At 74.7% G+C, this 12951-nt stretch carries 2 protein-coding genes and 2 pseudogenes; all 4 read right to left on the bottom strand.

Going from position 1 to position 12951, the window contains the following annotated elements:
• Positions 1 to 10321, bottom strand: a pseudogene (locus A2U95_RS24365) (hypothetical protein); the annotation flags it as partial.
• Positions 10322 to 10458: 137 nt separating this feature from the next.
• Complete coding sequence (locus tag A2U95_RS24360; RefSeq protein WP_166026782.1) at positions 10459 to 10833, bottom strand: hypothetical protein; 375 nt, start codon at positions 10831 to 10833, stop codon at positions 10459 to 10461.
• The gene (locus A2U95_RS24355) at positions 10830 to 11303 is read right to left on the bottom strand and encodes a YbaB/EbfC family nucleoid-associated protein (RefSeq protein WP_240957974.1); all 474 of its coding nucleotides are present in this window, start codon (positions 11301 to 11303) and stop codon (positions 10830 to 10832) included. The genes A2U95_RS24360 and A2U95_RS24355 overlap by 4 nt, the downstream gene beginning before the upstream one ends.
• A gap of 28 nt (positions 11304 to 11331) precedes the next feature.
• Positions 11332 to 12951, bottom strand: a pseudogene (locus A2U95_RS32950) (AAWKG family protein); the annotation flags it as partial.

The raw sequence follows: 12951 nt of genomic DNA, 5'->3' as shown, positions 1-12951 counted from the left end.
GGTACAGCCTCGCCGTCCCCTCGGGCGTCAACCGACCCGACGGAGCCGCGTGCACCACGCCCGCATCCGCGTCCGTACCCGTGCTCGTACCGGCTGGTACGGCGAGCTGGTAGTGCTGGTCGTCCAGGCTCAGGACGATGTGCGGGCGCCGTCCGTCCGCTTCGTCGAGGAGGTCCCGGAGCCGGTCGGAGCCGTCACGGTCGTCGGCGGCGCCCGGTGTGAAGTGCAGGAAGGTGCCGTCGTCGCGGACGACGGTCACGTCCACGCCGAAGGTGCGCGCGGCCAGCAGGGGCAGCAGGTCGGCGGCGGAGTTGTTCCAGCCGGCCTCGTCCGCGGCGTCGCCGGGGCGCGAGAGCTGGGCGACGGCCAGCTCGGCCCGGGCACGGTCGCTCAGGCTCACGGAGTGCGGCACGACGCCCAGGGCGTCGAACTCGCGGCGGCCCGGCGTGTCGGGCGCGAGGTCCGGTACGGGGCCGGTGGCGTCGATCTCGGCGGCGGTGAAGCGGTCGGTGCCGTCCGGGGCGACGGCGGCGAGCAGGTCGGCGTCGGCCGGGTCGGTCAGCCGGGCGGAGACCAGGCGGCGCAGCGCGGCCGGGACCGCGGGGCCGGCCGGGTCGATGCCGTGCCGGAGGAGGAGGTCGGGGGCCGTTCTGGCCAGGCCCTCGGCGAGGGCGTGGAAGAAGGCGTCGCCGTCCCGGGGCACGTTGTGGAGGGTGTACGTCACCTGGTCGGGCGAGGTGATGCGGGTTCCGCCGGCGTCCCGGGTGTACCGGGGGAGGGGCGCGCGGGGGAGCGCGGCGGACGGCGCGGGCGGTGCCGTGTACGTGACGGGGGGCGGCTCGGGCAGGTCGCCGAGGCGGGCGCGTCCCTCCTCGGTGGCCGCGAGCCGGTGCCAGCGGGTGAGCCGGTCGGCCGCCGTCCGGACCCGGTGGACCTCGGTGGCGGCGTTCTCCGCGGCGGTGCGCAGGGCGTCCAGTTCGCCACGGCGGGCGTCGAAGGCCGCCTGCGCCGCGTCGAGGCGGCCGGTCGCCGCCTCGAGTGCCGCGCGGGCGTCGGCGTCGGCACGGGCCGGTCCGGTGAGCCGCCGGCCGGCGGCGGCCTGCCGCGACCGGGCCTCGGAGACCCGCAGGTCCGCCGCCGTGGTGAGGTCGGCCGCCGTCCGCCGGGCGCGGACGGGATCCGGTACGAGGTCCGAGGTCCCCGGCGTGGCGTTCCGCTCGGCGGTGGCCAGCAGGTCCACGGCCGTCTCGTGGGCGCGCCGCGCGGAGTCGGCCCGCAGGTCCGCGGCCTCGCGCAGGGCGGCGGCGGCGTCCAGCGCCGTGCGCAGCTCCGCCTCGGCCAGGTCGACGGCGTCCGCGTCGAGTTCGGAGCCCGGCAGCTCCGCCAGGCCCCGGAGGTTCGTCAGGGTGTCCTGAGCGGTGTCGGTCATGGCCCGGGCGCGGGTGCGGTCCTGCTCCGCGGCGCGCAGGGCGTCGTCCAGGGCGGTGCGGGTCGTGTCGAAGCGGTCGGCGGCGTCCGTCAGGTCACGCGCCGTGGCGTGGGCCGCGCGTGCGCCGGCCTCGGCCCGCAGGACGGCGGCGTCCGCCGCGTCGGCGGCGTCCAGCAGGGGGGCCAGCCGGCGGGCGGCGGCGTCGGCGGTGCTCCGGGCGTCCGTCAGGCCGGCGCGGGCGGCGTCGAGGTCCTCGCGCAGGCGGAGGGCCGTGCGGCGCTTCTTCCAGTAGGCCTTGTCGGCGTCGGTCCAGGCCTTGGTCGCCCTGCCGACCGCGTCCCATGCCTGGGCGGCCCGGGCGGGGAAGCTGGTGTCGTCGATCAGTCCGAGTTCGCGCGCGACGTCCTCGCGGACCCAGGCCAGCGCGTAGGTGCGGGAGCCGACGGCCTTGGGTCCGGGACGGCGTATGCCGAACGTGCCCGCGAGGTACCGCCCGACGCGGGCGTCCTTGATGCCGCGGTGCACCTCGGCGACGCTCAGCCAGTCGGTGGGGACGGCGAACAGGAAGCTGCGGCCCGTCGTCGGCTTGACGTTGACGGACGACAGGTGGTCCTCACCGACGGGGGTGCTGTCGGAGTCGTTGGCGTACGGGCCGGTGCCGGCCGCGCCGATCTGGTTCACCCCGGTCGGCTCGGTGCGGACCATGACACCGCCGCCCAGGGCGGAGTCCTGGGTGTTGTCCTGCGAGACCGAGGTGCTCACGCCCTCCGCCGTCTCGCGCAGGACCTCCAGTTTCTGGCCGTCGACGACGCTCAGCAGCACGGCGCCGCCGAAGTCGGGCCTGGCGTGCAGGGCGAGGTGGGCGGAGTCGGTGCCGACCGGGTTGCGGTGCGTCAGCCCCGGCACCCGGTAGCCGACGGGGGCCAGCGCCTGGTCGTAGAACGTGGACAGGGCGGTGTTGGTGGTGCCGTCCTCCAGTGCCTGCGCGGGGGCGCTGCCCGGCCTGGTGAGCGTCGTGGCGCGGGCGCGGCGCAGCAGCCGGTCGCGGTCGCCGTCGGCGGTGGTGCCCGCGTCCAGGGCGGTGAGGTCGATGCCGAACGCCTCGGCGAGCGCACGCTCGTTGGCCTCGTGGACGTGGTCGAGTCCGACGATGCGGCGTACGTGGAAGCCGTTCTCCGGGAAGGTGAACGGCCGCAGGGTGCCGTCGCCGTACCGGACGTCCGGGCCGAGCAGCTCGGGGCGGTGGCCGGAGCGGGGCCGGGCGGTGACGGTGAGGTCCGGCGGGGCGAGCCGGGGGTCCGGGGCGGGGCCCTGGGCGTCGGGGTCGGGCGCCATGAGGCTGAGCGGGACGCGCTCGACGAGGGTGCCGATGTCACCGGTCTCGGAGACGCGCTGCCTGCCGCCGAAGCGCCGCAGGGCGTCCCGCACCGGGGTGCCGTCGGCGCCGGTGCCCGGGGTGCCACCGGCGGGCGCGTCGTCGAACTCCAGGGTGAGGCGCAGCCGGTACGGCGTGGCGATCTCGGCGTGCGGTTCGGTGGACGCCGCCCGGTAGGTGGTGCTGCTGGAGACGGAGTGGCCGGCGGAGACGGCGCGGCGGGAGGAACCGGTCTCGGTGTAGGTGGGGCCGGAGGCGACCGCGGTGGCGTTGCCGGTGCCCACCTGCTCGCCGACCAGCACGCCGACGTCGCTGCCCGAGCTGAACTCGGCACCCTGCTGCACGGTCTCGACGGCGCGCCGGTTCTCCTCCATCTCGGTTCCGTGGTCGAGCATCTCGAAGGACGGGGTGCCGGGGAGCAGTTCGACGCGGACCCGGGCGCGCCGGCTGCCGACGCGGACGCCGCCCCAGCCCCAGGCGCCCGACCGGGTGAGGGAGGTGGCGCCGGAGCCGGTCAGCTCCCGGTCGAGCGCGCGCAGCACCCGGGAGGTGACCGTCAACCGGATCTGTTCCCGGGCGTTGTGGTCCAGACCGAGCCGGGCGACCTGCTCCTGGAAGGCGGCGAGCACCGTGGTCGGGTCGAGCGAGTTGACCGGGTAGGTGCCGAAGGAGTTGCCGCGCAGCCAGGGCTGCGGGGACCAGCTGTCGCGGGTGTAGAGGGGGACGTCGCCCAGCCCGTCGTCGATCAGCCCGAGCCGGTGGGCGCTCTTCTCCGGGACGTGGGCCAGCCAGCCGCCGGGCACCTGGACGACGGAGCCGGCGGATCCCGCGAGGCTGTCCGGTACGAAGGACCGGCCCGCGGCGGCGGTGCCGAGCAGGCTCGACGTCATCGCCGCCCAGTGCTCGACGGTCCCCGTGACCAGCACCTGGTGGCCGAAGCCCTTGAGGTTGAGGTCGGCGACGATGCTGCGGCTGACGGACAGGTTCCGCTGGGAACTCTCCGACCAGGGGTTGAGCACGATGCCGTAGGCGCCCACGGGGCCGGGGCCGGAGCCGTGCGGCCGGGTGTAGGTGAGCTGGCCGCCGAACGAGTGGACGGTGCTCCTGCCGAGCTTCCCGGCGGCCTGGCTGCCGCTGCCGAGCACCATCTCGGTGTCCATCGTGATCGCGCCCGTCAGGGCCCGCACGTCGGTGACGGCGGTGTAGTGCCGGAACGTCGCCCACAGGGTGGCGTACGGAGGCTTCGCCATCAGACCGGCGATCCCCAGGCCGAGCGCGCCGGAGCTCTGGTCGAAGTTGGCGGTGGCGAACTGCGGCTGGAAGGCGCGCATGACCGCCTCGCGGGCGGGCGCGCCCTCCTCGGTCAGTTGCCAGGCGCCGCCGGAGGCACCGCGCACCACGTCGGCGACGGCGTCGACGAGCGCCGGGGGCACGACGACACCGACGGTGAGGAAAGGATGCTTCTGCAGGTCCTGGAAGAGCCGGCTGCCCCGCCCGCCCGCCCGGCCCTCGGGCCGGGAGAGGTCGCCGGAGGCGAGCGCGAAGGCCCGGTCGCGGGGCATGGGGACGGCCTCCAGCGGGCCGCGCAGGGAGAGGTACGGGTTGGCGGCGCCCGGGCGGTGGGGGTCCACGGCCGGGGTGTGCTGGTCGGGGACGCTGATCAGCACCTGGCCGGTCCGCGGGCCGCCGCGCACGGCGGTGCCCCCGGAGGTGGTGCCGATCAGGAGGTCCTGAGGGCGGCTGAAGACGAACGGCCGGGTGCCGAGCAGACCCAGGGAGGCGACGCCCCGCAGCAGGCCGCGGAAGCGCCAGTACCCGCCGTGGGTGACGGAGAGCGCGAGGTCGTAGCGGTAGAGGTGGGACGGCCCGGTGCTCACCGACATCGGCTCGTTGGTGGCGTTGAGGCCGAAGCCGGTCTCGTCGTCGTGCTGCGTCCCGGAACGCCAGCCCAGGCTCAGCACGCCGGCGTTGTCGGGGACGCCCACGGCGTCGTTGATGAGGGTGTCCGGGTCGCGGAAGGCGAGCTGGAGGTCCGCGCCGCCGGCGAGGGCGCGCTTGCGGCTCTCCTGGCCGTCCAGGCGCTGGCCGCCGGGCGCGCTGTGGCGCAGCTTCAGGTCGGTCTGCCGGCCCTCGTAACGGCGGTTGGTCAGGTCACCGTGCACCCAGATGTAGCGGTGGCCCTGCCCGAGGGTGCCGGGTTCGACGAGCCGGATCCGGATGCCCGTGCTGATCAGCGCCTCCATGCCGCCGGACAGGCTCTGGTGGGAGAGCGCGGTGAGGATCTCCAGGGTGTTGCCGACCGCGGTCTGGTAGGCGTCGGCGTCGCTCCACCGGTGCCCCGCGGAGCGGGCCGCCGCCGGTGCCAGTAGGGATCGGGTGCGGGCCAGGATCCCGGACGAGGCGGGCGGGGCGAGCTGGTCCAGGGGGGCGACGAGTCCCGGGTACTCCTCGGCGACGGCGGCCAGGACCGCGTCGGCGAAGGAGTCCGGCAGGGTGAGGCCCCGGTCGTCGGCGCCGTCGGTGCGCCGGCCGTCGGCGTGCGCCAATTCCTCGACGCGGTGCATGCCGAGGGTCACCGGGTGGTCGACGGTCAGATGGGCGGGCGCGAACGGCTCGGGCGAGCCGTACCGCTGCCGCAGCGTGGTCCCGTCGTCCCAGCCGGCGAGCCGGCGCGCCTCCGTGCGCGTCATCCGGTCCACGCTCCAGGTCTGGAAGCGCCGCGCGGGGGCGCTGCTGCCGCCGCGGCGGACGTGGACCGTCTTCTTCACCAGGTACAGACCGGTGGGGTCGCCCTTGACCTGCCCGGACGTCTTCAGGGCGCCGAACCCGCCGAGGGCCGCGGTCCGGGAGACCGCGAAGAGGTACCGGAACGCCGGGCCGAACTGCAGGCGCAGGTTGAGGGTGCCGTTGCCCAGGTCGAGGAAGTTGAACGCGGGGCCGACGACGCCGTCCACGCCGAAGTGGACGCCCCTGCCGAGACCACGGTCGTTGCGGACCACGGAGGAGTTGATGTCGCGCAGTTCGGCCTGGGAGGTCTCGCCGATGAGCCGGGCCTGCTCCGGGACGACCCGCTCGACGACGAAGAAGCCGAGAGGAGTCCGCTTGCGGTCGTCCGCGAACAGGGGCGCGGTGGCGAGCCGCCCCTGGGCCAGGAAGCGGGCGTGCCGCTGGAAGGAGTCGCTGGAGAAGAAGGTGTCCAGCTCCTGGTAGGCGGTGCTGCCGGGCCTGGCGCCGATCTCACCGGCCGCCCAGTCGCGGATCCGGGAGACCGGGCCGAAGCCCTCCGTGCGCACCAGGCGGTACTGGGAGCCGTGGTCGAGCGCGAGGGTGCGGGGGATCCGGCCGGGCCCGGACCGCTCGACCGCGCTGTCCGGCAGCCGCACCATCAGACCGTCGCGCACGGCGAAGGAGCGGGTCACGGGCTGCGGCGCGGGGTCCGGGGCGGGGCCGGTCCCGTCCGCGGCGGGCGCCGGCGCGCCGACGTCGCGGCCGTCGGCGTCGGTCACCCTCAGCTCCAGGAACACGTCGTCCAGGTAGACCTTGGAACCGTCGAGGGTGCGGGTCTCCGTCTGGCTGACGACCTGGTCGGTCTGCCCGTAGCCGACCTTGCGGGTGAGGCCGCCGCGCAGCGCCAGGCGCCCGAAGCCGCCGAACGCCAGTGCGGAGGCCGGGCTCAGGAAGGGACCGCCGAGACCGAGCTGGGTGACGGACTGCACGCCCTTGCTCTGCCCGGCCTGCAGAGTGGCCCGGTCCATGGTGTCGATCTTGCTGGGGGAGCCGTGGTCGTCGGCGAACCGCGACCAGTTGCCGTAGTGCCGGGCGGTGACGTGCAGCACGCGGGTCCGCCCGTCGGCGGCGGTGTACGGGAACGCGCGGCCCCCCGTCAGCGTGCGGGGGCGGCGGGCGAGGGTCATCCGGAGGTCGGCCATCAGACCGGTGCCGGGCGGGGTGTCCCGGCCGGGGGTCCGCGGACGCAGCGACGCGTCGCCGGACAGCAGGGATTCGATCTCGGCGAGCATCTGCGGGACGCCGCGCAGCGCCACGTCGCTCTGCCCGAACGTGACCGGGTCCGCGAGGAGTTCGGCCAGCTGGTCGGCGGGTACGGCGGGCAGCAGCGAGGCGAGGTCGTCGATGTACGCGGGCATGACGGTGCCGTCGTCGAACCGTGCCGGCTCCCGCCGCGCGGCGGGAGCGGCGGCGGTGCGGTCGAGCCGGGGCGGCCGGGTGCGGTCCAGGTGGGTGTTGATCCAGTGCCGCTCGCGAGGTGCAGGGGCGGTGGTGGAGGCGCTGGAGCCGCCGGAGGTGGTGGTGATCGGGGCGAGCGGCGTGGGAGTGGTCTCGCCGTGCGGAAGGGCGTGCCCGGCACGGTCGTCGCCGGGCCCGGGCCCGGACTTCGGGCCGGTGAGGGTGACGGGGTCGGACGTGACGTCGGAGGCCGGGCCCGAGGCCGTCCCGGAGTCGGGGTGGACGGCGGGGCCGGGCCGGAAGGCGTCGTCGGGCCCGGTGGTGTCCGTCGCGCGGCCGAGGCCGGCGGAGTCCGGCGGAGCGGAGGACGTGGAGCCGGGCGTGGACGCGGGACCGGACACGGTGGCGAGGGGCGTCGCCGGGGGCGGGACCGGAGCCGGGACCTCCTCGGCGCCCGGCGTGGCGGTGGTGCCGGTGCCGGACGTCGTGCCGGGCGGCGGAACCGTCTCCGACGGGCTCGTCGACGCGGCCTGCGGCTGCCGGGGCGCGTGCGGCTCGGCTCCCAGCCGGACGTCGGCGGTCGTCACCGGGCGTCGCCCGGAGAGCGTGCCGGACGCGGCGACGGGGCGCTCCGGGGACGCCGGCGTCAGGTCGCCGACGAGGGCTGAGAGCAGCGCGAGGCCGCCCTGGACCGACCCGTCCGAGGCGGACCGGGTGTAGTCGCCCAGCAAGTTGCCGGGTACTTCAGGGCGTTGGGTCGCGGCCGGGTCACCGGTCCGCACCTGGTCCCGGAGGCCGAGCTGGTGGGCGATCTCGCGGGCGTAGTCGATGGGCTCGGCGTCCGCCCACCAGGCGGTCCGGGTCATCTGCCGGTCGCGGCCGACGAGATCGACGTCGAGCGTGCCGGGGTGCGTGCCGGGCGGTACCTGCTCGACGGTGACGTGCAGCAGGTCGCCGTCGGCCAGGTGGTGCCCCGGTGCGTTGAAGTACGTCTCGACCCCGGAGCGCACCTTGTCCCAGACGTCGGCGGGCAGGCCGTCCGGGGCGGCGGCGACCCGCACGGTGAGGTCGGTGATCCACCGGCCGTCGTACTCGAAGCGGCGCGCGTCGAAGTGCGACCGGACGGTGTACTGCGTCGTCTCCCCGGGCCGTGCGGGATCGGGAGGCGTGGAGACCGGGTCGGCCCAGACGTGCGAACGGGTCACCGCGGGCGCGGCGGCCCGCGCCGCCTCGAAGCCGGGACCGCCGGTCGGCGGCGCCGGTGCGGGGGCGGCCCCGGACAGCGAGGCGTCGGTACCGGCCGCCGTGACCGGCGCGGCCGAGGACGGCGCGTCGTCGGTGTCCGGGCGCGCGCCGGTGCCCCGGCCGGTCGCGTCGTCCTCCGTGGCGGTGCGCCGTTCACCGTGCGTGTCGGGGGCGGCCGCGGACGTCGTCGTGCGGGGCGCGGCGGGCAGGACGTCGGCCGGCCCGTTCTCCGGCTGCTCCCGCGACGCGTCCTGCCGGGGGAGACCGGAGAGGGACGTGCCGTCCTCGGCGCCGCCCTGCGCCCGGGTGCCGGCGCCGCTGCCGCGCGGCACACCCGTGCCGGTGTCGTCGGCGTGGACCGAGGGGGAGCGCGTGGGGGTGTCGTCGGTGTTCCGGCCGGCCGGGTCCTCCGCCGTCCCGGGCGCCGGGTCGCCGGTCCGCCCGCTGCTTTCCGGCACCGTGCGCGGGCCGGCGGACGGGGCGCCGGTGCCCGTGCCCGTGTGCGGCGCGGGGGCGCCGGGAGCGGTCACGCCCGTCGGGCCGGCCGCGGAGTCCGTGCTGTCGCCGGTGCCGGAGCCGAGGAGGTCCGTCGCGGTGCCGTCGGTGTCCCGTGCGGCGTCACCGTCGAGGTCACCGGGGGAGCCGGTCGAGGAGAGGCCCTTGGCGGTGAACGGCGAGGACGCCGTCGCCGGATCGAAGCCGACGGGGGTGTTCGGGACGGACGCCGATCCGTACGTGGTGTCGGAGGAGACCGAGTCGGTGTCGGAGAAGTCGAACAACGATTCGTCGTCCAGGGACGACACCTCCGAGGCGCTGTCGTGGCCGTCGTCGTGCACAGGCGGCGTGGAGGTGGACACCGGTGCGGCCGGGAGGTCCGTCAGCGGGGTGGACACCACCGGCGCCGGCACGGGGGTCACCGGCGGCGTGACGACGGTGGTGTCAGGGACGTCGGTCGTGGTCGTGGTCGTGGGCGTGGGCGGCGGCGACGGCACGGGTGCCGGAACCGGTGCGGGCGCCGGGGCCGGACCCGGGCCGGGGGCGGACGAGCCGCCCGGTCCGCCGTTGCCGCCGATGTCGAGCAGCGAGGTGTCGTTGAGGTCGCCGAGACCGGTGTCGGTGGTGAACTTGTGGTGCAGCCACAGGGCGCCGCCCGCCGCGGCACCGCTGGCGACCACGTCGAACACCGAGCTGGTGCCGGAGCCGACGAACGTCTCCCACTTGAAGTCCCAGTCGCCCTCGAAGGCGCCCTGGACGAGGTACTCGCCGACCGACTCGCTGACCGCGCCGACGACGAACGCCCCGCCCAGCTCGCCGGCCCCGTTCAGGGTGATGTTCCAGTTGGGGTGCTTCTTGACGAAGTTGTCGAAGTCGTCGAAGGAGTTCTTGAACCAGTTCTTCAGGTGGTTGCCGCCGAACTCCAGGACCGATCCGAGCGCGCCGACGACCGCGCCGAACGCCGCCGCCTTGCCGACGTCCTTCCAGTCGATCCCGTCGGGCTTGCGGTCACCGGAGTTCAGGACGATCTGCGCGAGCCGCACCGCCAGGGTCTGCAGCGCCTCCGACATCGCCTCGGTGAGCGCCGGCGCGAGGTGCGACATCCGCAGCAGGCGCTGGACGATGAGCAGCACGGCCAGCCTGCTGCGGGCCCGGGCCAGCGCCATCTGGGAGAGGGAGGTGCCACCGGTGATCGCGGCCAATGCCGCCAGCAGGGCCAGCTCGATGAGGAGCATGACGATCTCGGCGATGATCTCCCACTTCGCCGCCTGGATCTTGATCGAGTGGTCGACCTGACCGCGGGCGATCTCGTCGAGCTGGTCGATCATCCTGTCGAGGTGGTTGACGCCGCCGTCGTCGGTCAGCATCGACAGACCCCGGACGTACTGGGCACCGACGTCCTTGGGCAGGGAGGTGGAGGCCTCGGAGATCGAACGGCGGATCTCCTCGTTCAGCTTGCGGATGCCGCGGCCGAAGTCCTGGTAGAGCTCCTGGCTGGCGTAGGCGAGGTTCTCCCTGGCCTGCAACGGCATCTCGCCGATGAGGATCCAGAGCATCTTCCTGACGTCCTCAGGAAAGTTGATCTCCTGCACCGAAACTCCGCTCACCTTGAACTGTCGGCCACGGGCCTGTCCGTGGGGACCTGTTGACGCCCGCCGCCGTGCTCCCGGCCGGGGCCGCGGTCCGTGTCGGACACCGCTGCCCCGGCCGGGGATACCGCCTCATCGTGTCAGTGACGCCCGCCGGACCCGTCACCGGTTCCGCCGCCGAGGGCCTCCTCGGTCCTGCGCTGGTGCTCGCGGATGCGCTCGCTCGAGTCGGACCGGGTCCGCTCGATGTTCGCCAGGTTCGCGAGCGTCGCGGAGACCAGGCCGTCCAACGCCTCGAACAGGCTGTTGCTGGTGTCCAGGCAGTAGGCGTTGTTGCGCTCGTAGACGGGGCGGACCTCGCGGGCGAAATCGTCCGTCCAGCCGGGCCACTCCGTGTAGGTCCGCTCCTGGCTGAGGAAGTTCTGCCCCAACTGGCGTGCCATGAGCGGTAGTTGCTTCATCCGCTCGATGCTGTTCCGGAGGGCGGCGGGATTCGCCTCGTACGCGTCGCTCATGATCGGCCCCTTCCCCGTGCCGTGCCGTCGTCGGTGTCCTCGTCGATCTCGTCGTGCAGCCGGCTTCCGCCGCGCCGGCCGTACCCGTCGGTCTCCGCGCTCAGCGCCGACCCGAAGATGCGGTTCCAGTCGATGTCGACGCCGCGCAGCTCCGGGACCTCGGCGCTGGGCTCGGTCAGCGGGGCGAAGGTGGCCATCACCTCACGGGCCATCTGCGCGCGGCCCCGCCCGACCGCCTCCATCACGGAGGCGGCCAGCTGGGTGGCGTTCATCGAGCGGTACTTGTTGTCCAGGAACTTCAGTCCGGTCAGCTCTCCGGCCGGGCCGACCGTCACCTCGACGGCCCGGTCCCGGGAGCGCACGCTCGCGGAGGCGTGGGAGAGCCGTTCCTCGGCCCGCGCCACGGCGGCCTGCACGGACTCCAGTTCGGCCATCGCCTTGGCGATGCGCTGCTCGATCGGTTCGGTCACGGGGTCGTCCTTCGCTGTGCTGTGCTGTTCATCGGCCGATGACGGCGGGTGCGCCGCCCTCGTCGGTGCCCCAGACGTCGTCGTCGTCCTGCGCCCAGACCTCCCGCGCGCGGTCGCCGCTCTGGGTCTGCGGCTGGCCGCCGGGGCCGCCGGGGGTACCGCCCATGGGCAGGAACGGGCTGCCGCTGGTGGTGGCCGCGGTGGCGCGGGCCGGGGACACCCGCACGTCGTTCTCCTCCTGGACGGAGCGCGCCGCGGGGGCGGCTCCGGGACGGCCGCCGCGGCTGTTCAGCGGCTGCCCGCTGTCGATGACGTTGCGGACACGCTCCGACTCCGACTGGTTGCCGGCGCCCGCGCCGCCCATCGGCATACCGCCCATCGGCATGCCGCCCATCGGCATGCCGCCCATCGGCATGCCGCCCATCGGCATGCCCCCCATGCCGTTCATGCCGTTCATGCCGTTCATGCCGAGACCGCCGGGCAGCGAGCCGGTGTTGAGCGGAGTGCCGGTCTCCGCCTCGCGCTGCGCCGCGGTCATCGCGGGCGCCGCCGGGGAGGCGTAGGGCGAATCGTAGGGGGACTCGTCGTACAACTCCTCCTCGTAGGAGCCGAAGTCGTAGGAGGGCGAGGTGAAGGAGGGCGAGGTGAAGGAGGACGGCAGCGACGAACCGGTGCCGGAGAGGGAGGGCAGGTCGCCGAGGGAGCCGTTGAGGTTGCCGGTGGTGACGGTGCCGTCCGGGCGGGTGGTGGTGCCGATGCCGGTGTCCGGGTCGACCGTCGTGACCGTGCCGTCCGGGTACTCGGTGACGATGTCGCCGTTCCGGTCCAGGTGGGTGGTGCTGCCGTCGGGGTTGGGCAGCAGGTCGCCGATGTTGAGGGGACCGGTCTCGACCGTGCCGTCCGGCCGGGTGATGGTCGCCGTGCGGTTGTCGGGGTCGATCTGCACCCTGCTGCCGTCCGGGTGCTCCGTGACGAGCCGGCCGCTGTCGTCGAGCGTGGTCCGGCTGCCCCCCGGGTTGGTCAGCGTGCCGTCCTCGGAGTACGGGTTCGAGGCGAGCGCGTCCGGACGCAGGGAGCCCAGGTCACCGAGGTTCAGGTCGCCGGAGCCGAGCGAGATGCCGCCCGGATTCAGGTCGCCGGAGCCGGGGAGGCCGCCGCCCGGGTTGAGCAGCCCCTCGGACTGCCTCTCGTAGGCGGCCTGGGCCTGCTGGTAGGCCTCCTCCTGCCGCTTCTGCGCCTCCTCCTGCTGGGCCTGCCGCTCGGCCTCCTGCTTCTCCTGCTCGGTCAGCAGCTGTTCCTGGCGCAGTTCCTGCTCGGTCCGGAGCCTGTTCTGCTCCTCCTCCTGCTGCCGCATCTGCTCCTCGGCCCTGGCCTCGGCCTCGGCCTGCTTCTGCTCGGCCTCCTTCTCCTTCTGCTCCTGCTTCGCCTCGGCCTCGGCCTGCTTCCGCTCGGCCTCCGCCTCCTTCTCCGCCTGCTTCGCCTCGGCCTCCGCCTCCTTCGCCTCGGCTTCCGCCTCGGCCTCGGCCTGCTTCCGCTCCTGCTCCTGGCGGGCCTTCTCCTGGTCGGCGCGCGCCAGGTTGAACTGGCTCAGCTGCATCTGCTCCGCGCGGGCCTGGGCCTCCTCCTGCTTCTTCTGCGCCTCCTCCTG

This window comes from Streptomyces chilikensis, from assembly GCF_001642695.1.
In the GTDB taxonomy this organism is placed as follows: domain Bacteria; phylum Actinomycetota; class Actinomycetes; order Streptomycetales; family Streptomycetaceae; genus Streptomyces; species Streptomyces chilikensis.
This window is presented reverse-complemented; position numbering and strand designations above follow the sequence as displayed.

Excerpts from the sequence above, each read along its gene's own strand:
- A2U95_RS24360 (WP_166026782.1), bottom strand. The coding sequence starts at position 10,833 with ATGAGCGACGCGTACGAGGCGAATCCCGCCGCCCTCCGGAACAGCATC.